Source organism: Aquibaculum sediminis, from assembly GCF_040712085.1.
Taxonomy (GTDB): domain Bacteria; phylum Pseudomonadota; class Alphaproteobacteria; order Kiloniellales; family DSM-21159; genus Aquibaculum; species Aquibaculum sediminis.
Window position 1 is genome coordinate 16,609 of the sequence record NZ_JBFCVK010000002.1, and the last position, 20,991, is coordinate 37,599.

Annotated in this window: 17 protein-coding genes; 12 read left to right on the forward strand and 5 right to left on the reverse strand. The window is 67.1% G+C overall.

All coding sequences use genetic code 11. The features are described 5' to 3' along the window. Window positions 1-6: 6 nt before the first annotated feature. Window positions 7-894, reverse strand: a complete 888-nt coding sequence (locus tag ABZ720_RS02765; RefSeq protein ID WP_366553589.1) for a LysR substrate-binding domain-containing protein — start codon at window positions 892-894, stop codon at window positions 7-9. Window positions 895-1,011: 117 nt separating this feature from the next. Here ABZ720_RS02765 and ABZ720_RS02770 point away from each other — a divergent pair, with 117 nt between their 5' ends. Together ABZ720_RS02770 and ABZ720_RS02775 are read left to right on the forward strand one after the other, a co-directional pair. Next, window positions 1,012-2,142: a TauD/TfdA family dioxygenase gene (locus tag ABZ720_RS02770; RefSeq protein ID WP_366553591.1), complete on the forward strand. Its 1,131-nt coding sequence runs from the start codon at window positions 1,012-1,014 to the stop codon at window positions 2,140-2,142. Further along, complete coding sequence (locus ABZ720_RS02775) at window positions 2,139-2,879, forward strand: class II aldolase/adducin family protein (RefSeq protein ID WP_366553593.1); 741 nt, start codon at window positions 2,139-2,141, stop codon at window positions 2,877-2,879. Before ABZ720_RS02770 ends, ABZ720_RS02775 begins: the two co-directional genes overlap by 4 nt. Window positions 2,880-3,034: 155 nt before the next feature. On the opposite strand, the gene ABZ720_RS02780 is transcribed toward ABZ720_RS02775, so the two are convergent. The 3 genes from ABZ720_RS02780 to ABZ720_RS02790 form a co-directional block, all read right to left on the reverse strand. Further along, window positions 3,035-6,541 (reverse strand): indolepyruvate ferredoxin oxidoreductase family protein, encoded by a 3,507-nt coding sequence (locus ABZ720_RS02780; protein WP_366553595.1) that lies wholly within the window; start codon window positions 6,539-6,541, stop codon window positions 3,035-3,037. A 277-nt stretch (window positions 6,542-6,818) separates the two neighbouring features. Continuing rightward, on the reverse strand, window positions 6,819-8,072 hold the full coding sequence (gene tyrS / locus ABZ720_RS02785; RefSeq protein ID WP_366553597.1) for a tyrosine--tRNA ligase: 1,254 nt from the start codon (window positions 8,070-8,072) through the stop codon (window positions 6,819-6,821). An 86-nt stretch (window positions 8,073-8,158) separates the two neighbouring features. Further along, window positions 8,159-9,361: a serine hydrolase domain-containing protein gene (locus ABZ720_RS02790; RefSeq protein WP_366553599.1), complete on the reverse strand. Its 1,203-nt coding sequence runs from the start codon at window positions 9,359-9,361 to the stop codon at window positions 8,159-8,161. Between the two features lie 128 nt (window positions 9,362-9,489). Here ABZ720_RS02790 and ABZ720_RS02795 point away from each other — a divergent pair, with 128 nt between their 5' ends. Together ABZ720_RS02795 and ABZ720_RS02800 are read left to right on the forward strand one after the other, a co-directional pair. Further along, a complete protein-coding gene (locus ABZ720_RS02795) occupies window positions 9,490-10,833 on the forward strand; it encodes an MFS transporter (protein WP_366553601.1) in 1,344 nt (447 codons plus the stop codon). Beyond that, the gene (locus ABZ720_RS02800) at window positions 10,833-11,903 is read left to right on the forward strand and encodes an anhydro-N-acetylmuramic acid kinase (RefSeq protein ID WP_366553603.1); all 1,071 of its coding nucleotides are present in this window, start codon (window positions 10,833-10,835) and stop codon (window positions 11,901-11,903) included. Before ABZ720_RS02795 ends, ABZ720_RS02800 begins: the two co-directional genes overlap by 1 nt. 18 nt (window positions 11,904-11,921) lie before the next feature. Here the strand turns inward: ABZ720_RS02800 and ABZ720_RS02805 are convergent, their stop codons facing one another. After that, on the reverse strand, window positions 11,922-12,593 hold the full coding sequence (locus ABZ720_RS02805) for an alpha/beta hydrolase (protein ID WP_366553605.1): 672 nt from the start codon (window positions 12,591-12,593) through the stop codon (window positions 11,922-11,924). Between the two features lie 177 nt (window positions 12,594-12,770). On the opposite strand from ABZ720_RS02805, the gene cysE reads away from it, so the two are divergent. The 8 genes from cysE to gyrA all read left to right on the forward strand — a co-directional run bounded on the left by cysE (window position 12,771) and on the right by gyrA (window position 20,932). Beyond that, a complete protein-coding gene (gene cysE, locus ABZ720_RS02810) occupies window positions 12,771-13,538 on the forward strand; it encodes a serine O-acetyltransferase (protein ID WP_366553607.1) in 768 nt (255 codons plus the stop codon). A 27-nt stretch (window positions 13,539-13,565) separates the two neighbouring features. Next, on the forward strand, window positions 13,566-14,024 hold the full coding sequence (locus ABZ720_RS02815; protein WP_366553609.1) for an Rrf2 family transcriptional regulator: 459 nt from the start codon (window positions 13,566-13,568) through the stop codon (window positions 14,022-14,024). 11 nt (window positions 14,025-14,035) lie between these two features. Continuing rightward, a complete protein-coding gene (locus ABZ720_RS02820) occupies window positions 14,036-15,172 on the forward strand; it encodes a cysteine desulfurase family protein (protein ID WP_366553611.1) in 1,137 nt (378 codons plus the stop codon). A gap of 108 nt (window positions 15,173-15,280) precedes the next feature. Beyond that, the gene (locus ABZ720_RS02825) at window positions 15,281-15,613 is read left to right on the forward strand and encodes a ferredoxin family 2Fe-2S iron-sulfur cluster binding protein (RefSeq protein WP_366553613.1); all 333 of its coding nucleotides are present in this window, start codon (window positions 15,281-15,283) and stop codon (window positions 15,611-15,613) included. 4 nt (window positions 15,614-15,617) lie between these two features. Then, a complete protein-coding gene (gene tenA, locus ABZ720_RS02830) occupies window positions 15,618-16,292 on the forward strand; it encodes a thiaminase II (RefSeq protein WP_366553615.1) in 675 nt (224 codons plus the stop codon). 113 nt (window positions 16,293-16,405) lie between these two features. Then, complete coding sequence (ssb, locus tag ABZ720_RS02835; protein WP_366553617.1) at window positions 16,406-16,942, forward strand: single-stranded DNA-binding protein; 537 nt, start codon at window positions 16,406-16,408, stop codon at window positions 16,940-16,942. Window positions 16,943-17,183: 241 nt separating this feature from the next. Continuing rightward, window positions 17,184-17,876, forward strand: coding sequence for a hypothetical protein (locus ABZ720_RS02840; protein ID WP_366553619.1), 693 nt, complete (start codon window positions 17,184-17,186; stop codon window positions 17,874-17,876). Between the two features lie 230 nt (window positions 17,877-18,106). Next, window positions 18,107-20,932, forward strand: a complete 2,826-nt coding sequence (gene gyrA, locus ABZ720_RS02845) for a DNA gyrase subunit A (RefSeq protein ID WP_366554421.1) — start codon at window positions 18,107-18,109, stop codon at window positions 20,930-20,932. Window positions 20,933-20,991 lie beyond the last annotated feature (59 nt).

Below are 20,991 nucleotides of genomic sequence, written 5' to 3' on the forward strand. Positions count from 1 at the left end.
CTCTCCTCAGGCAGTGATCTGCTTCAGCCAGTCGATGAAGGCGAGGGAGGCGGCCTTGGCGGCACCCTGCGGCGAAAGCGTTGCATGGTAGCCGGTGCCGGGGTCGACCTCGCCGCCGGGCCAGGGCCTCAAGTGGCCCTCCCGCACCAACTCGTCGGTGATCGAGCGCCAGCCAAGCACCAGGCCGCGCCCGTCCCGGGCGGCCTGGATCGCCTGCACATAGTTGTCGAAGGTCTGGGTGGGGCCGCGCGGCCGGCCCCGCCCGGCCATCGCCATGTACTCCGACCAGCCTGCCCAGTGTGGCGTCTCGGCGCTTGCCACCTGGATCAGCGGCGCTTCCTCGAGATCCACGCCCGACTCTAGCAGGCGTTCGATCAATGCCGGCTGGCCGGCCGGACAAACGATTTCGTCGAAGAGCTTCCAGGTCTCCCCATCACTCCAGTCGCCGGTGCCATAGCGCAGGGCGACGTCGATGCCCGGGGCAAGGGCAGGAAGGTCCGTCGGCGGTGCCTGCACGTTCACCACCAGCTGCGGATGGTGCGCATAGAAGTTGGACAGGCGCGGCATCAGCCAGTGGGTCGCCATGCCCACGGTGCAGGCGATGGTCAACTGCTGCTCCTGCCCGGCGCTTGCCTGGATCTCGTCGATCGTGCCGGAAATGATGCCGAGCCCCTCCCGGGTGGCCCGGGCGAGCTGCTGCCCTGCCTCGGTGAGCCGGGCCGGTCGTGTCGTGCGATCGAGAAGGGTCACGCCCACGTGATCTTCGAGCGCCTTGAGCGCCTGGGTGATGGCCGGGCGGGTGACGTTCAGGCGCGCGGCGGCCTCCCGCATCGAGCCGAGCCGGGCGATCTCCTCGAAGGTGGCAAGCAGGCGCAGTGGGGGCAGACGCTTCACGAGTTAACTCACAGCTTAACCAACCTTAAGACTAATCACTCTTTTGGATCCTGAAAAGGCGTGCGATCTGCTCGGGCAGATCGAACCTCATTTTGAGTAGAAGCTTAAGAAGGCGCCATGGACACCCAGACATCTGCCGTCACCCTTCGGGAAAAGGGCCTCGACATCACCTTGCCGGACGGCCGCACCAGCTATTTCAATTACTACTGGCTGCGTGACAACTGCCCGACCTCCTTCGACAGCGAGACGCGCGAGCGTACTTTCGACATTTTTCATCTCGAACAGCCCCCGCGCCCGCGGAGCGTTGCGCTCGAGGGGGAGGCCCTGGTGATCGCCTGGCAGTGCGAGAATCACGTCTCGCACCTGCCCATTCCCATGCTCCAGACTTTCGCCGATGAGGGGCGCCGCCACGATCCGGCCGCCCTGCCGCGCGTGCCTTGGTATGGCGATCACTTTCCCGCCATCCAGCGCTTCTCGCAGCCCATGCTGATGAGCGACCCACAGACAGTCGCGGCGTGGATAAGGGCAATGCTGGTCGAAGGAATCGCCATCATCACCGACATGCCCGACAGCGACGAAGGGCTGACGGAGACGGCCAAGCTGATCGGTCAGGTGCGTCCGACCTATTTCGGCGAGTACTTCGACGTGCGCACGCACATCGAGCCGACCAATCTGGCCTACACCGCAAAGGCGCTGGAACTGCACACCGATACGCCGGCCGAGGAGGTGGCACCGGGCGTCCAGTTCCTGCATTGCCGTGCCAACACGGTGGAGGGCGGTGACAGCCTCTTTCTCGACGGCGTTGCCGTGGCCGAGGATCTCCGCCGCGAGGATCCCGAAGCGTTCCGCCTGTTGTCCGAGATCGACATTCCCTTCTACTGCGAGCATGACACCTACGACATGCGCTCGCGCCAGCGGGTGATCGAACTGGACGAGACGGGCGCGGTGTCCGGCGTGACGATCAGTCAGCACATGGCTGACGTCTTCGACCTGCCCCAGGAGCTGCTCGACGACTACTATCCCGCCTTTTGTCGCTTCGGCCGGATGCTGCAGGAGGAGCGCTACGTGATGCACTTCCGGATGAGGGCGGGCGAGTGCCTCACCTTCGACAATCACCGGGTTGTGCATGGTCGCGCGGCCTATTCGGCGAGCAGCGGCGAGCGCTATCTGCGTGGCTGCTACACTGATCGCGCCGAAATGCGCTCCAGCTATCGGGCACTCGTCAGCGAAGGGCGCTTCAAGGCATGACGGCAGAGAGCGTAACGGAAACCGGGCTGCGGCAGGACCTGGCAGCGGCCTTCCGGCTCTGCCACCGCTTCGGCTGGAGCGAGTCGGTCGGCAATCACTTCAGTGCCGCCGTCTCCGACTGCGGCCGGAGGTTCCTGCTGAACCCGCGCTGGCAGCACTTCGCGACCATCCGGGCGAGCGATCTGCTGCTGCTGGACGCCGACGATGCAGAGGTGATGGCGCGCCCGGATGCGCCCGATCCCTCAGCCTGGACGGTGCACGGGACGTTGCACCGGAGCCTGCCGGCGGCACGGGTCATCCTGCATTGCCATTCACCCTATGCCCTGGCGCTGTCCTGCCTGAAGGACCCGAGCGTTCTGCCGATCGACAACAACACGGCACGCTTCTTCGGCCGCACCGGCTACGATCTTCACTTCGGTGGCATCGCCGACGCAGTAGAAGAAGGGCGGCGCATGGCCAGCGCGATGGAAGGCCACTCGGTTCTGGTGATGGCCAACCACGGGGTCACGGTCGCCGGCGAAACGGTCGCCGATGCCTTCGAGGACCTCTATTTCTTCGAGAAGGCGGCCCAGACGATCATCCTGGCCCGGTCCGCGGGGCAGCCGCTGTCGGTGCTGTCGGACGAGGTCGCAAGCGCGACGGCCGAAGGCTGGGCCGCGTACCGGGGAATGGCCAAGCGGCATTTCGACTATCTCAAGTCGACACTCGACGCGGAAGATTCTTCCTGGCGCGACTGAGCCGGGATCTGGAGCCGTTGGTGCTGGATCTCTTTGAAGTTGGACCGGAGTCACGCATTCAATCTGTTCCCTTATGGGTCAGATTGAATGCGATCCGGTTCAACCCGCGAGATCCTTTACCACCCCCAAATTAGCAAGGGGAAGGTCGCCGCGACCTACTCCGCGGCGACCGACTGCGGCTGGGGATTGCGCCAGCTGCTCAGCAGCTCCTGCTTCTGCTGCTCGACCTTGGCGATATTGGCCTCCTTGATGTGGCCGTAGCCGCGGATCTGATCCGGCAGGGAGGCCAGGGAGACCGCGAGAGCGTGGTTGTCGGCGTTCAGCCCCTCGCACAGCTCGCCAATCAGGGCCTCGTACTCGCCGATCAAGCGCCGCTCGGTCTTGCGTTCAGCGGTGTAGCCGAAGGGATCGAGCGCCGTGCCGCGCAGCCGCTTTCCCTTGGCGAGCAGGCCGAAGGCCCGCAGCATCCAGGGGCCGTACTGCTTCTTCTTCAGCTTGCCGCTTTCCGGATCGCGCTGGGCCAGCAGCGGCGGCGCCAGGTGGAACTTCAGCGTGAAGTCGCCCTGGAACTGTGCCTCCAGCTTCCGCTTGAAGCTGCCGTCGGTGTAGAGCCGTGCGACCTCGTATTCGTCCTTGTAGGACATCAGCTTGAAGGCATAGCGGGCCACGGCCTCGGTCAGGCTCTCGCGCCCCGGCGCCCGGCTCCGCTCCGTAGTGCGCACCCGCTCAACCAGGTCACGGTAGCGCTCGGCATAGGCGCGGTTCTGATAGTCGGTCAGGAAGCTCACCCGCCGCGCGATCAGCTCGTCCAGGCTCTGCTCCTGCGCCGGGGCGGTCTTGCTCTCGGGCGCCACCAGCGCCTGCACGGCCTCGAGATTGTGCGCGGCGCGGCGGCCCCAGAGGAAGGCCTTCTTGTTGAAGTCGATGGCCACGCCGTTCAGCTCGATGGCCTGCTCGATGGCCTCGCGCGTGATGGGGATCAGGCCCTTCTGCCAGGCATAGCCCAGCATGAAGAGGTTGGTGGCGATCGAGTCACCCAGCAGACCGGTGGCGATCTCCGTGGATTCCACGAACTCGCTCGCGTTGCGGCCGACCACATCCTCGATCACCGTCTCCAGTTCCTTGGTGGGGAAGTGGTAGGTGGGCGAGGTGCGGGTGAAGTCGCCGGTGATCGTCTCGTGGCTGTTGACCACGGCACGGCTGTACCCCTTGCGCAGCTTGGACAGTGCGTCCTGCCCCGCGGCGACCACCAGATCGCAGCCGAGCAGCAGGCGGGCGCCGCCGGCAGAGATGCGCACGGCGTGCAGATCCTCCGGCCGCTTGCCGATGCGCAGGTGGCTGAGCACCGCGCCGCCCTTCTGCGCCAGGCCGGCCATGTCCAGGATCGAGCAGCCCTTGCCCTCGATGTGGGCGGCCATGCCCAGCAGCGCGCCGATGGTCACCACGCCGGTGCCACCTACGCCGGTCACCAGGATGCCGTAGGGCTCCTCCTCGACTGACGGCAGGGTCGGTTCAGGCAGAACGGCCCAGGCCGGTGCCTTCTCCGCTGCCGGGGTCAGGGCCTCCGGCTTGCGCAGGCTGCCGCCCTCCACCGTCACGAAGGAGGGGCAGAAGCCCTTCAGGCAGGAGTAGTCCTTGTTGCAAGAGGACTGGTCGATGGCCCGCTTGGTGCCGAACTCGGTGTCCTTGGGCACGACCGAAACGCAGTTGGACTGGACCGAGCAGTCGCCGCAGCCTTCGCAGACCAGGTCGTTGATGAAGACTCGCTTGGCCGGATCCGGGAAGGTGCCGCGCTTGCGCCGGCGACGCTTCTCGGCGGCGCAGGTCTGGTCGTAGACGATGACGGTGACGCCGGGGTACTCGCGCAGTTCCTTCTGGATGCGGTCCAGTTCGTCGCGATGCTCCACGGTCACACCCGATCCCCAATCCGTGCCCAGGGGATACTTGTCGGGCTCGTCGGAGACGACGTAGATGCGCTTCACACCCTCGGCCGCCACCTGGCGTGCGATCATCACCGGGTTCAGCGGCCCGTCGTGCGGCTGTCCGCCGGTCATGGCCACGGCGTCATTATAGAGGATCTTGTAGGTGATGTTCACGCCGGCAGCCACGGCCTGGCGAATGGCCATCAGCCCGGAGTGGAAGTAGGTGCCGTCGCCCAGGTTGACGAAGACGTGCTTGGTGCTGCTGAACGGCGCCTGGCCGACCCAGGGCACCCCTTCGCCGCCCATCTGCGTATAGGTCGCGGTGTTCCGGTCCATCCACTGCGCCATGTAGTGGCAGCCGATGCCGGCCATGGCGCGGGAGCCTTCGGGCACCTTGGTCGAGGTGTTGTGCGGGCACCCGGAGCAGAAGTGCGGAATGCGCTTCATCGGCGCCTGCTCGCCCTGCAGCAGGGTTTCCAGTTCCTGCAGGAAGGCGAAGCGGGACTCGATCCGCTCATTGGTGATGCCGTGGCGCTTGAGCAGTGCGCCGATCGCCCGGCCGACCTGGGCCGGGTTGAGTTCGGCATAGGAGGGTAGCAACCAGGTGTCGGGCTCGTCCGGCATGTTGCGGTCATGCTTGCCGATGATGCGCGGGCGGCGGTCGGCCCGCCAATTGTAGAGCTGTTCCTTGACCTGGCTTTCGATGATCGGGCGCTTTTCCTCGACGATCAGCACCTCGTCCAGCCCCTCGCAGAAGGCACGTACGCCCTGCGGTTCCAGGGGCCAGCTCATGGCGACCTTGTAGATCGACAGGCCGATGTCCCGAGCCATCTCCTCGCTGATGCCCAGATCGTCCAGCGCCTGGCGCACGTCGAGATAGGACTTGCCGGCGGTGATGATGCCCACCTTGCGGTTGGGGGAGTCGATCACCCGCTTGTCGAGGCCGTTCGCGCGCGCAAAGGCGATGGCCGCCGGCAGCTTGAAGCGATGGTGGCGCTCTTCCTGCGCCAGCATGTCGAGTGCGCCGCCCCAGCGCAGGTTGAGCCCGCCTTCCGGCATCTCGAAGTCCGGCATGACCGGCTCGAGGCGGTGCGGATCGACGTAGCAAGAGGCGGTGGCATCCACCGTCTCGGTGACGGTCTTGAAGCCGATCCAGCAGCCGGAATAGCGGCTCATGGCCCAGCCGATGAGTCCAAGGTCCAGGAACTCCTGGACGCCCGCCGGATTGAGCACCGGCACCATGGCGTCCATGAAGGCGTATTCGCACTGATGGGCCGTGGTGGAGGATTTGGCCGCATGATCGTCACCGGCCAGCAGCAACACGCCGCCGTTCTGGGAGGCGCCGGCAAAGTTGCCGTGGCGGAAGACGTCGCCGCTGCGGTCCACGCCCGGGCCCTTGCCGTACCACATCGAATAGATGCCGTCGTAGAGGCAGTCGCCGAAGAGGTTGGCCTGCTGCGTGCCCCAGATGGCGGTGGCGGCAAGGTCCTCGTTCACACCCGGCTGAAAGTGGATGTGGTTGTCCTTGAGGTACTTGCGGGCCTTCCAGAGCTGCTGGTCCAGCGCGCCCAGGGGAGAGCCGCGGTAGCCGGAAATAAAACAGGCGGTGTTCAATCCGGCCCGTTCGTCGCGCTGGCGCTGCATCATGGGCAGGCGCACCAGTGCCTGGGTGCCGGTCAGAAATATCCGACCGCTATCCAGAGTGTATTTGTCGTCGAGCGAAACGGCTCCGTCAGGCATGTCTGACCCTCATCTCCTGAACCGATCGCGGAATGGCCCCGCGATCCTGGCATCAAGTGGCGGCCTTGCTCCGGACCGTTCTTCTTGGCGTGCCTTCTGCAAAGATGGCATCGGCAGGCGCCAAAAAAAGGGTAGAGCAAACTGACCTATCTGTCGAGTGGAAGTGGGTTAAGTCACTGACAGACATAAATTAACTTAGCTTACGGAAAGTCCGGACCGGATATTGCGTCCGGACCCCGTGTAACGCAATGCCCCGACGTGCGCGCGGCGCGGCGGGTCAGTCGGGGCGGATCAGGACGTGACGCTTGCGGCCGGCCGAGAGCTTGATCACCCCGTGCTGGGTGAGCTGAGCCAGACCGAGCACCGCGGACTCGTCGGCCAGGCGCTCGTCGTTGACCCTGGCGCCCCCGCCCTTGATCAGGCGCCGGGCCTCGCCGTTGGAACTGCTGAGCCCGGCCTCGCGGAAGAGCTCGTAGGCCGGGACGCCGTTCTCCAGTCGCTGGCGGGGTACCGCGACCGTCGGCAGCGCCTCGTCCAGGGCATGCTCCTCGAAGGTACGCCGCGCGGTTTCCGCCGCCTGCTGTGCGGCTTCCTCGCCGCGGCAGAGGGAGGTGGCGGCGTCGGCCAGCACCTTCTTGGCCTCGTTGATCTCCGCCCCTTCCAGGCGTTCCAGGCGCTCGATCTCGGCCAGCGGCATCTCGGTGAAGAGGCGCAGGAAGCGGCCGACATCGGCATCTTCGGTGTTGCGCCAGAACTGCCAGTAGTCGTAGGCCGACAGCCGCTCCTCGTTCAGCCAGATCGCGCCGGCGGCCGTCTTGCCCATCTTCTGGCCGGAGGCGGTGGTGAGCAGCGGGGTGGTCAGGCCGAAGAGCTCACGCTGGTCCACCCGGCGGGCCAGCTCGACGCCGTTGACGATGTTGCCCCACTGGTCGGAGCCGCCCATCTGCAGCCGGCAGTCGTAGCGCCGCCCCAGCTCCAGGAAATCGTAAGCCTGGAGGATCATGTAGTTGAATTCCAGGAAGGTCAGGGGCTGCTCGCGCTCCAGGCGCAGCTTCACGGAATCGAAACTCAGCATGCGGTTGACCGAGAAGTGGCGGCCATAGTCGCGCAGGAAGTCGATGTAGTGCAGCTGGTCCAGCCAGTCCGCATTGTTGACCATCACCGCATCGCTCGGGCCGTCGCCGAAGGTCAGGAACTGCGCGAAGACCCGCTTGATGCTGGTCATGTTGCGCTCGATCTCGGCGTCGGTCAGCAGGGGTCGGGATTCGTCGCGGAACGAGGGGTCGCCCACCCGCGAGGTGCCGCCGCCCATCAGCACGATGGGCTTGTGCCCGTTCTGCTGCAGCACGCGCAACATCATGATCGAGAGCAGGTGGCCCACGTGCAGCGAGTCCGCCGTGCAGTCATAGCCCACATAGGCCGCCACCGGCTGCTTGAGCGCCAGGGCGTCCAGTGCCTCCATGTCGGTGCACTGGTGGATGTATCCGCGCGCCGCCATGGTGCGCAGGAAATCGGATGCGGGGCTGGTCATGGGACTACTCGTGCAGTGCGTCTGCTGTCTTGGAAGAGCGCAGAGTTAGCACGCGCTGCCGGAAGGCTCAACGCGCCGCAAGCTGCTCAGCGTTCGGGCAGGCGCGGTGGCTGGTCGGGCGCCAGAATGCGGCCCAGACGGACCGCCAGGCGATTGCTGGTCCGCAGGTCCGGCGATGTGTCGGGGCCGGCAGTGGCGGTCACGGCAAAGCCGATATCCTGGTCCGGGAGATGAGCGGCAACCGCCGAGAAGCCGGCGAAGGAGGGCGTCTGGATCAGCCAATCGTCGCTGACCAGCAGTCCGAGGGCGTAGTAGAGGTCCTCGTCGAAGGGGCCGAAGCCGGCGGTGGTCGGGGCCAGAAGCTGCTTCTGGGACTCGGCTGACAGCAGCTCCCCCCGCCCGATGGCTGCAAAGGAGGCAAGCGCATCCTCCACCGTGGTGGTCATGATGGCGCCCTGGGCCAGGCTCCAGGAGGGGTTCCAGTAGGTGGAGTCCTCGTAGAGACCCCGCTCGCTGGTGAAGGCATGTAGCACCGGTTCCGGCATGCGGGCGGTGGCTTCGCTGTGCGTGTCGGTGAGGCGGAGCGGCGCCAAAATCCGCTCCTGCAGCAGCTCCGTCAGGGGCTTCTCGGCCGCGGCCTCCAGCACTCGGCCCAGCAGGATGTAGTTGGTGTGGGCGTACGCGAAACAGCTGCCGGGCGCGCAGACCAGCGGTTCGGCAAAGGCGATGGCGAGCAGCTCGTCCTCGCGCCACTGTCGGAACACGTCGTCGTAGAAGGGGAAGAGCGGCACGTAGTCGGCGTAGCCGGCCGTCCCGTCCGCCAGCATGCGCACCGTCATGCCCTCGGCATTGGGCAGGTCGGGGAGCCACTGTGACAGAGGGTCGTCCAGCGACAGAAGGCCCTCTTCCTGCAGCTGCAGGGCCAGCACGCCCAGGTAGGCAATCGCGATCGCACCATTGCGAAAACGCATGTCCGGGGTGGCGGGGACCGCGGTCATCGTTTCGCCCCAGGCACGGGTCAGAACCGGCTTGCCCGCAACCTCGACTGCCAGGAGGACGGCCTTCAAGCCGTCCGCCTCCATGGCTTCTTGCACAGCCGCGGCCATATCCTCGGCCACCTCGGCGACGGCAACGCAGGTGCCGCCGAGCGGAACCGCATCCGCCTCACAGTCGCCAGCATGGGCGCTCTGTCCGAAACCCGCGGCGAGCGAGAAGGCGAGGCAGATGGTGCCGGTCGCGAGGGCGCGCGTGAGACCGCTGTCGACTTTTCCCGTGCGATGGAGCCCCATTGTCTTTCCCCCCGGTTTGCGGCAGCGCTGCCGCTTCCGGTAATGCTATAGGGTGCCGCGTAGAGGGCCAAATGCTTTCCCGTTTGTCCCGCGATTCCGGGCGGCCACCACGAGGACGAGGTACTTGCATGAGCACGACGGTGGGACCTGCCGCCAGCACGCTGAGCGAACGGCTCTACGGCGCCCTTACCGGCGACGGGGCGGAGGAGCGGGCCTGCACCGCGATTCCCGAATCTGCCTGCACCGCCCTGCCGGGCAACTACCTGCTGAACCTCGGCAACGGTGCCTGCACCAAGCTGGCTGAACAGCTTGCCAGCCCCGGCCTGACGCTGCCGTGGATGATGGCGGCCATCGGCGTGCCGGCATCGCTGGTCGCCTTCCTTTCGCCAATCAAGCAGGTGGGTTCGCTGCTGCCGCAGATGGCCGTAGCGGCGCGCATTCGCGGCATGCCCCAGCGCAAGTGGGTCTGGAGCGCCGCCGGCAGTTTCCAGGCGGTGACCTTGCTCCTCATTCTCCCCGCCGCTGCCTTCTTGCCGCCGTTGGCGTCGGGCATCGCCATCCTGGCGCTCTTCACGCTCTTCAGCATCGCCAGCGGCGCTGGATCAGTCGCCTTCCAGGATGTGACCGGCAAGACCATTCCCAAGGGTCGGCGCGGCCGCCTGCTGTCGCACCGCGCGGCTGTCGGCGGCGGGCTGACGCTGCTCGCCGGCCTGGGGTTGCGCTTCTGGCTCGGAGAGGACGCCGGTGTCACGCCCTACCTCTGGCTGGTGCTGGTGGCGGCGCTGCTCTGGGCTCTGGCGGCTCTGCTCTTCGCTCGCATCGAAGAGGAGCCCGGCGCCAGCGAGGGCGGCCGCAACATGCTGGCGGAGGTGCGGCAGGGTTTCGGACTGGTCAAGCAGCAGAGTGGCTTTCGCCGCTATCTCTGGGCCCGGGCGGCGCTGACCTCGGTGGAGGTCGCCATGCCGCTCTTCGTGCTGCATGCGCACGGGCTGGTGGAGGGCGCAGCGGCCCTGGGCGTCTTCATCGTCGCGGTGGGCCTGGCCAACGTCGTCTCCAGTCCGATCTGGGGCAAGCTGTCGGACCAGACGGCGCGCAGCGTGATGATCCAGGCCGGACTCCTGGGCGCCGCCGCGGCAGTTGTGGCCCTGGCGATCGGGTTTTTCGCCGGCGAGGGCATCCCGGCGCTGGCCTATGCGCCGGCCTTCCTGCTGCTCGGCATCGCCGAGGCCGGTGCCCGGCTGGGCCGCAAAACCTATCTGGTCGATGCCGCACCCTCGGAGGAACGCCCGCTCTACGTCGCCTTCTCCAACTCGCTCATCGGCCTGGTGGCGCTGGCGCTCGGCTCGCTTGGCATCGTTGCCCAGTTCGCCGGGGCGCCGGCGGCCTTGCTGTTCTTCCTGCTGCTGGCGCTGGCGGCGGCAGGGCTCTCGGCGGCCATGCCCGAGGCGAACCGGATGGTGGAGGCGGCCTGATGGGACTCTATCTCGGTCTGATGAGCGGCACGTCGCTCGACGGGATCGACGCCGCGCTGCTTGAGACCGACGGCGCACAGCAGGTGAACCCCGGCGCCTTTCACAGCGTGGACTATGACCCCGGATTTCGCGAAAGGCTGCGCGCCCTTCTGGGCGGCCGGCAGCCGGTGGCGGAGGTGGAGCAGGAGCTGACCCATCGCCATGCCGAGGCGGTGGGGGCGCTGCTGGCGCAGGCCGGCGTGGCGGCCGCTGAGGTGACGGCGATCGGCTTTCACGGCCAGACCATCCTGCACGAACCGGAGGCGCGGCGGACCTGGCAGATCGGAGATGGAGCTCTGTTGGCCCGGCTGACGGGCATTCCCGTGGTCTGCGACTTCCGCTCCGCCGACGTGGCGGCCGGTGGGCAGGGCGCGCCCCTGGCACCGCTCTTTCACGCGGCGCGCCTCGGCCCGCTGCCGCGCCCGGCGGCGGTGCTCAATCTGGGCGGTGTGGGTAATGTCACCCGGATTGGTGAGGAGGCCGACGCCCTGCTGGCTTTCGATACCGGCCCCGGCAATGCCTTGCTGGATGACTGGGCGCGCCGCCGCGCGGGGCAGCCCTGCGATCTCGACGGCGCCTTGGCCGCGGCAGGAGAGGTGGATCGCCAAGCCCTGGTCAGCCTGCTGGACCATCCCTACTTCGCTGCGAAACCGCCGAAATCCCTCGACCGCGATGCCTTCGACCCCGCGCCGGTCGAGGGGCTCTCGAGCGAGGACGGGGCGGCCACCCTGGCGGCCTTCACGGTGGAGAGTGTTGTGCGGGCGCTGGAGCACTTTCCGTGCTCGCCGCGGCGCTGGCTGGTCACCGGTGGCGGGCGGCGCAATCCCGTCTTGATGCGCTGGCTGGCTGAGCGATTGGAGGCGGCGGTGGAGCCGGTCGAGGCGCTGGGCTGGAACGGTGATGCCCTGGAAGCCGAGGCCTTCGCCTATCTGGCGGCGCGCAGCCTCGCTGGCCTCCCGCTGTCGCTGCCGGGCACTACCGGCGTACCGAGCCCCACGACCGGCGGCCGCTTCTATCGGCCTCCGGTGTAGAGCTCGGGTCCGGGCAACTCAGGCTTCGGCTGCCTTGCTCGCGGCCGCCTGTTCGGCCAGGCCGCGCTTGATGTAGTCCTCGGCCGTCTTTTCCATCTGCTCCAGATAGCCCTGGAAGAAGTGGTTGGCGCCCTGGATCGTCTGGTAGTCGATGGTGATGTCGCGCTGATGCGACAGCTTCTCGACCAGCTTCTTGGACGCGGCTTCCGGCACGATCTCATCCGCCGTGCCCTGGATCACCAGCCCCGAGGAGGGGCAGGGGGCCAGGAAGCTGAAGTCATAGAGGTTGGCCGGCGGCGCCACGGAGATGAAGGCGGCGATCTCCGGCCGGCGCATCAGCAGCTGCATGCCGATCCAGGCCCCGAAGGAAAAGCCGCCGACCCAGCAGGCCGAGGCGTTGGGGTTGTACATCTGCAGCCAGTCGAGCGCCGAGGCCGCATCGGCCAGTTCGCCCTCGCCCCGGTCGTAGTTGCCCTGGCTGCGCCCGACGCTGCGGAAGTTGAAGCGCAGCACGGAGAAGCCCTGACGCACGAAGGCGTGGAACAGGCTGTAGACGATCTTGTTGTTCATGGTCCCGCCGTGCTGCGGGTGCGGATGCAGCACCAGCGCGATCGGCGCCGTGGAATCGGCCGCATGATGGTAGCGGCCCTCTAGCCGGCCCGCCGGCCCGTTGAACATCACCTCTGGCATTCCTTGCGACTCACCTTCGTCTTGCTCGCCCCGGCATTCTGGCGCGAAGGCAGGCTGCTTCCGTACGTCCGGGCTGTGCTTCCGCACTTGGTCAAAAGTTGACCAATTTACTCAGGAAGCCTATATGCCAGGTCGGAGAGCCCCCAGGGGCCGCGACAGTAGCCGACAGGTCGAGCCATGTTCAAGACACTCCGCGCCGAGATAGAGGCCATCATGGCCCGCGATCCGGCCGCTCGTTCCGGGCTAGAGGTGGTGCTGTGCTACCCCGGTTTCCAGGCGATGATCTTCTATCGCCTGGCGCACGCGTGCTGGCGCCGCCGCTTCTATCTGCTCGGACGTTTCATTTCGCAGCTGGGTCGCTGGCTGACGGGAATCGAGATTCACCCCGGCGCACGCATCGGCAAGCGCTTCTTCATCGATCACGGCATGGGAGTCGTGATCGGCGAGACCGCCGAGGTGGGAGACGATGTCACCCTCTATCACGACGTCACCCTCGGCGGCGTCGCGCCTTCGGTGGACAGCGACTCGCAGCGCCAGCAGAAGCGCCATCCCACCCTGGAAGACCGGGTGATCGTGGGCTCCGGCGCCCAGATCCTGGGCCCGATCACCGTGGGACGCTGCGCCCGGGTCGGCGCCAATGCCGTGGTCACCAAGCCGGTGGCGGAGGGCGTCACCGTCGTGGGCATCCCCGCCCGGCCGGTGCAGCAGCCCGCGCGACCGAGCGACGAGCGCTTTGTCGCCTACGGCACGCCGACCGGCGACATTCCCGACCCGGTCGCCCGGGCGCTTGAAGGACTTCTGGACGAGGTGCAGCACCTGCGCGCCCGGGTCGTTGATCTGGAGCGCGAAGACGCGGGGGCAACGCCCGTTGACCCCGCAACAGAGCCGGAGCGCGGAGAGTCGCAGGAGCGCCCCTCGCCCAACGGGCGCAATGGCGGCTGTTAAGCGGCCCGCAGCCCTGGGAGTAGGACGATGAAGCTGAGTACCAAGGGACGTTACGCCGTCATGGCGCTGGTCGACCTCGCCGCGCACAGCGAGGGGGAACCGGTCACCCTGGCGGAGATCGCCGAGCGGCAGGGGATCTCCCTGTCCTATCTCGAGCAGCTCTTCGCCAAGCTGCGGCGCGCCGGACTGGTGGACGCCATCCGCGGACCCGGCGGCGGCTACCTGATGGCGCACCCCGCGGCGCAGACCCGGGTGGCGGACATCATCCTGGCGGTGGACGAGCCGATTCGCGCCACTCGGTGCACGCCCGGCAAGCCGGTTGGCTGCCGCGGCGATGTCGGGCGCTGCATGACCCATGACCTCTGGGAGGAACTGGGCAACCAGATCTATCTCTATCTCAGCGGGGTGAGCGTCGCCGACGTGGTCGCGGGACGGGTGGCGCCGCGCAGCGAACCGCGACCGGCGACCCCGGTGGCGGCAGCCTAGCAGGCGCGGACATGTCTGGACGGATCTACCTCGACTACAACGCCACGGCGCCCGTGCGGCCGCAAGTGCGCGATGTCATGGCCGATGTCCTCTGCCGTGTGGGCAATCCCTCCTCGGTCCATGCCGAGGGACGGGCGGCCAGGGCGGCGCTGGAGCGGGCCCGCGCGGCTGTGGCCGGCCTGATCGCGGCGCGCCCGTCGGAAATCCTCTTCACCAGCGGCGGGAGCGAAGCCAACAACCTTGCCCTGCGCGGCAGTGGCCGGTCCGCGATCCTGCTGTCGGCCGGCGAACACGCCTCAATTCTGGAGGCCGTGGAGGGAGCGCAGCTGATCCCGCTGGACAGCGATGGGCGCGTAGACTGTGCGGCGCTGGCCGAGATGCTGGCAGCCGAGGCGCGCCCGGCGCTGGTGTCGGTGCAGCTCGCCAACAACGAGACCGGTGTGATTCAGCCCATTGAACGGGTAGTGGAGGTCGCGCGCGCCACCGGGGCGCTGGTCCATTGCGATGCCATCCAGGCTGCCGGCAAGCGGCCCGTGGATGTCGCGGCGCTCGGCGTGGATTTTGTGACCCTCTCTGCACACAAGCTTGGCGGGCCGGCCGGGGTCGGCGCGCTCTGGCTGCGTGACGGCCTGGACCTCAGCCCCCTCCTGCGCGGCGGCGGCCAGGAGCGGCGCCAGCGCGCCGGGACGGAAAACCTGCCCGGGATCGCCGGATTCGGTGCCGCGGCTCAGGCGGCAGCCGGCGATCTGGAGCGGATGGCACGGCTCGCCGCCTGGCGCGATGATCTGGAGGCCGCGGTGCTCGCCGCGGAGCCGGAGGCCCGGGTGTTCGGCCGTGGTGTTGAGCGCCTGCCCAACACCTCCTGCCTGGCCTCGCCTCGACTCAGTGCCGAGCTGCAGCTGATGGCCCTGGACCTCGAGGGCTTTGCCGTTTCCTCGGGCTCGGCCTGCTCCAGCGGCAAGGTCGGTCCCTCGCACGTGCTGGCGGCCATGGGCGTGCCCGAGCGCCTGGCGCAGAACGCGCTGCGCATTTCCTTCGGTTGGGCCAGCGAGGAGACCGAGCTTCACGCCTTCGCCGCGGCCTGGATCGCCCTGCACCGGCGCAAGGCCGCAAAGGGCACCGTTTCCACGGCCGAGGCCGTGGCCTGAACCCAGGGATCAGCAGGCGGCGGCCCGGCGCCTATACCTTTCCACTCCACTTCCCGGGCCGGGTCTGCTATGGCCCGGGCCGATCTGTAACGAGGAGCGACTGGCTCTATGCCGAAAATGGTGTTCATCGAACGCGACGGAAACCGCAAGGAAGTCGAGGCGCCCGCCGGGCTCTCGGTCCTGGAGATCGCGCATCGCAACGAAGTGGACATCGAGGGAGCCTGCGAGGGATCGCTGGCCTGCTCGACCTGCCATGTGATCGTCGACGAGTCCTGGTACGAGCGCCTGCCGGAGGCGAGCGAGGACGAGGAAGACATGCTCGACCTTGCCTTCGATCTGCAGAAGACCTCCCGCCTGGGCTGCCAGCTCATCATCACCGAAGAGCTCGACGGCCTGACCGTGCGCTTGCCGGGCGAAACCCGCAACATGATGCTGGGCTGAGGGCATGCTTTTCGCGGCGCTGAAGGCTGAGTGCTCGCAGGAGTGGGAGGGCTACGTCACCCATCCCTTCGTTCGGCAGCTCGCCGCAGGCAGCCTGCCCGAGGCCGGTTTCCGGCACTACCTGAAGCAGGACTACGTCTTCCTGCTGCACTACGCGCGGGCCTATGCCCTGGCGGTGGTGAAGTCCGATGCGGTGGAGGACCTGAAGCAGTCGGCGGCGCTGGTCGATCTGCTGCTCAACACGGAGGTGCCGCTGCACCTCAAGTTCTCGGCGCGCTGGGGCTTGAGCGAGTCGGAACTTGCTGCCACTCCGGAGGCCGATGCCAACCGGCTCTACACCCGCTATGTGCTCGACCGCGGGATGAGCGGCGATCTGCTCGACCTCCTGGTGGCCCTGGCGCCTTGTGCCCTGGGCTATGCCGAGATCGGCCGGCGGCTGATGGCCGATCCCGACACGCGCCTTGAGGGCAATCCCTACCGCGAGTGGCTCGAGCTTTATGCTGGAGCGGAGTTCCAGGAAGGTGCGGCGGTCGCGGCCACCCAGCTCGAACGGGTGGCGGCCCGGCGCGGCATCGAGGGCGAGGTCACCCGCTCCGGTCGCTGGCCCGATCTGGTGGAGACTTTCCGGACCGCGACCCGGCTGGAGATCGGCTTCTGGGAGATGGGACTCAACCCCTGAGCCGGGCCCTGAGCCGGGCCCTGAGCCGGGTGTGTCGAACGCGCCGCTTGGACTCGCGGCAATGGGGCGCTAAGGTGCCCGGATACAGCACGAACTAAACGGGAACGCAGACGATGGCGGGCAGTGTCAACAAGGTCATTCTGGTCGGCAATTTGGGGCGCGACCCCGAGATCCGCACCATGCAGAGCGGCGGTCGGGTCTGCAACCTGGCTTTGGCCACCTCCGAGAACTGGCGCGACAAGCAGACCGGGGAGCGGCGCGAGAAGACCGAGTGGCACCGCGTCGTCGTCTTCAACGATGGCCTGGTGACCATCTGTGAGCGCTTCCTGCGCAAGGGCTCCAAGATCTACATCGAGGGTCAGTTGGAGAGCCGCAAGTGGCAGGACCAGTCCGGCCAGGAGCGCTACACCACCGAGATCGTCCTGCGACCCTTCCGCGGTGAACTCACTATGCTCGATTCCCGCGCCGATGGCGGAGGCGGAGGCGGAGGCGGTGGCGGTGGCGGTTATGGTGGCCAGGGCGGACAGGGCGGCATGGGCTCGTCGGGCGCCGGCTACGAAGACAGCGGCTTCGGCGGCGGTGGCACGGGCTCGTCAGGCGGCGGCTCCACCCCGCCCCCCAGCGACCTGGACGACGAAATCCCGTTCTAAGCAAATCCCGTTCTAAGCGGTGTGAGGCTGAGCAAGCCGCTGGGAAGGCGCATGTCTACCCAGCGGCCGCGCTTTCCTGGCGCAATCGGCCGGCAACGGTTGGCAGCCTTGATGATCAAGTGTCTGCGCAGTCCGCTTAGAGCGTGAACGGCCCAGTTGCTTTGCCAGTGAGGGCTGGCGTAAGCGAGAGCGTCAGTTTATACTTTGGATTGAAAAACTGACCCCCGGAGCATGCGCCGCTATGGGTGCAGAGGCCGACCGGGGGTATACAGGATTAAAGATACGCTTTATCCGCAGGAAGGCAAGAGCGCGCTTGCGAAACGAGCAGGTCAATTTGGCGTTACGCGACGCAATCTCTGTGGAGCGCTTGAGGCGGTATCTTGCCTCCCAAAGCAATGACCTAGATGGCGCGCTGCGCCTCTACGAGTGGAACATGCGACTTGCCGAGGCATTCTACACGCCTCTTTCCTGCCTGGAAGTGTGCCTTCGGAACAAGGCTCATGCACAAGTGGCAAGAGAATTTGGAGCCGATTGGTTGCTGCAGCCGGGCGTTCCGGGACTGAACGATTTCTCCAGATCCCAACTCAGCGAAGCACAGCGAAAATGCGAAGGTACAGTGAGCACGGGAAAATTGATTGCTGAACTGCGCTTTGCGTTCTGGGTCGGTCTGCTCGGGCCGCAGTATGATGGCACGCTTTGGCGTCAAGCGCTCTTTCGGTGTTTCAGTCCGCGGCTGCCGCGCAGGCAAGTGCATGGCCGGATGAATGCGATTCGGCGCCTCCGCAATCGGGTGGCTCATCACGAACCGATCTTTCACCGTCCGTGTGATAGGCTTCACTTGGAGATCCTTGAGGCGATTGGCTGGATGTGCCCCAAAACCCGTGCCTGGGCAGAGCAGCAGAGTAGAGTGCCTTCGGTTCTTGCGGGGCACTGAGCGGCGTTTGCAGTGCGGAAGCGTTTGGTTTGTTCGCCTCTGCGGGCTCTGTTATGTTGCGCTGCGTGGGGCCTGTGGGCCTGACGGGGCTTTCCCTTCCTTGAACCTGCATTTCGGGTCCGATCTTGAGCGACATTGACGAGAACAGCGTCCCGGTTCCTCCGGAGCCGGAGAACGGCGCCTCAGGCGATGGCGATGGGCTGCCTCCGGGCGGTGGCGGTGGCGATGGCCTGAGCAGCGGCCCCACCGGTGGTGTCACCATCGAAGAGGAGATGCGCCGCTCCTACCTCGACTACGCCATGAGCGTGATCGTCGCGCGCGCCCTGCCGGACGTGCGCGATGGGCTGAAGCCGGTGCACCGGCGCATCCTCTATGCGATGAAGGAGCTGGGCTACGACTGGAACCGGCCCTATCGCAAGTCGGCGCGTATCGTCGGTGACGTCATGGGTAAGTATCACCCCCATGGCGACTCGGCGATCTACGACGCCATGGTCCGCATGGCGCAGGATTTCTCCATGCGCCTGCAGCTGGTGGACGGGCAGGGCAACTTCGGTTCCATGGATGGCGATCCGCCGGCAGCCATGCGTTACACCGAGGCGCGGTTGCAGCGGGTGGCTTCGGAAGCGCTGCTGGAAGACATCGACCGCGACACGGTCGATTTCCAGGTCAACTACGACGAAAGCACCAGCGAGCCGACGGTCGTCCCGGCGCGCTTTCCCAACCTGCTGGTCAACGGCGCCGGCGGCATCGCCGTGGGCATGGCCACCAACATCCCGCCGCACAATCTGGGCGAGGTGATTGATGCCTGTTGCGCCCTGGTCGACGATCCGGAGGCCAGCGACGAGACCCTGATGCAGCTGGTGCCGGGGCCGGACTTCCCCACCGGCGGGCTGATTCTCGGCCGCTCGGGTATCGGTTCCGCCTACCGCACGGGCCGTGGCTCGGTGCTGATGCGCGCGCGAACCCACATCGAGGAGCTGCCGCGCGAGCGCGAGGCCATCATCGTCACCGAGGTGCCCTACCAGGTTAACAAGGCCCGGATGCTGGAGCGCATCGCCGAGGTGGTGCGCGAGAAGATCGTCGAGGGCATCAGCGAGATCCGCGACGAGTCCGATCGCCACGGTCTGCGGGTGGTGATCGAGTTGCGCCGGGACGCGGTCTCCGACGTCATCCTGAACCAGCTCTACCGCTACACGCCGCTGCAGACCTCCTTCGGCGTCAACATGCTGGCGATCGACAGCGGTCGGCCGCGCATGATGACCCTGCGCGAGGTGATCGTCGCCTTCGTGCGCTTCCGCGAGGAGGTGATCGCACGGCGCACCGCCTACGAGCTCAACAAGGCGCGCGAGCGCGCACACGTCCTGGTCGGTCTGGCCATTGCAGTGGCCAACATCGACGAGGTCATCGCGCTGATCCGTCATGCGCCGGACCCGGACACCGCGCGCGCCGGGCTGCTGGGCCGCTCCTGGCCGGCGGGCGACGTGGGGCCGCTGGTCGACCTGATCGACGATCCGGGCCACCAGGTGGCGGAAGACGGCACCTATCGCCTCTCCGAGGCCCAGGCCAAGGCCATCCTGGAACTGCGCCTGCAGCGCCTGACCGGACTCGAGCGTGACAAGATCGCCGGAGAGCTGGAATCGCTGGCGGTGAAGATCCGCGAGTACCTCGCCATCCTCGGCTCGCGCGAGCGCCTGATGGAGGTGCTGCGCGCCGAGTTGGTGGACATCAAGGAGCGCTTCGGCACGCCGCGGCGCACCTCCATCGAGGACTCGGAGTTCGAGCACGACATCGAGGACCTGATCCCGCGCGAGGACATGGTGGTGACCGTCACCCACGGCGGCTACATCAAGCGCGTGCCGCTCTCGACCTATCGCGCCCAGCGGCGCGGCGGGCGCGGACGTGCCGGCATGGCCATGCGCGACGAGGATTTCGTCTCCTCGCTCTTCGTTTGCGACACCCACACGCCGGTGCTCTTCTTCTCCTCGCGCGGCATGGTCTACAAGCTCAAGGTCTGGCGCCTGCCCTTGGGCACGCCGCAGGCCCGGGGCAAGGCGCTGGTCAACATCCTGCCGCTGCAGGAAGGTGAGTCCATCACCGCCTGGATGGCGCTGCCCGAGGACGAGAGCACCTGGGGCGCGATGAACGTGATGTTCGCCACCTCCGCAGGAACCGTCCGCCGCAACCGTCTCTCCGACTTCACCAATGTCATGGCCAACGGCAAGATTGCCATGAAGTTGGAGGCCGAGGACGGGCATCTGGTGGCGGTGCGCACCTGCAGCCCCGAGGACGACGTGCTGCTGGCGACCACCGGCGGCAAGACCATCCGCTTCCGCGTCGATGACGTGCGCGTCTTTGCCGGGCGCAATTCCGTCGGCGTGCGCGGTATCCGCCTGGCGCCGGGCGGCCGCGTGATCTCCATGTCGATCCTGCGCCACATCGAGGCCGCACCGGAGGAGCGTGCTGCCTATCTGCGCTGGGCCGCGGCACAGCGCCGGGCCGAGAATGGCAACGGTGACGCCGAGGGTGAGGACCTGGCCGAGGAAGCGGCGGGCGAGGTCGAGCTTTCGGCCGAACGTCTGGCCGAGTTGCAGGCGGCCGAGGAGTTCCTGCTCTCGGTCTCCGACGACGGCTTCGGCAAGCGCACCTCGGCCTATGAGTACCGTGTCACCGGGCGCGGCGGGCAGGGCATCGGCAATCTGGATCTCAGCCGCAGCGGTGGGCGCAGCGCCGGGGTCTCGGCCGTCTTCCCGGTGGGGCCGGGCGACCAGATCATGCTGGTGACCGATGCCGGACAGCTCATCCGCACCGGGGTGGAGGACATCCGCATTGCCGGGCGCACCACCCGCGGTGTCACGCTCTTCCGCGTCGCCGAGGGCGAGCGTGTGGTCTCGGTGGCCCACATGGCCGACCTCGACACGGAGGAAGGCGATGAGGCCGAGGAGGGCGACGAGACCGAAGACGCCGGGGAGACCCAGGCGGCCCCCGAGGGCGAGGGCCCGGATGCGCCGCGGGCAAGCGATGCGCCGGATGACGAGGCGCCTGACGATGACGCATAGGGCCGAAGCGCAAGTGGCAGGGGCGCACAGAGCAGGGGCGCAAAGGCCGGGTCGAGACA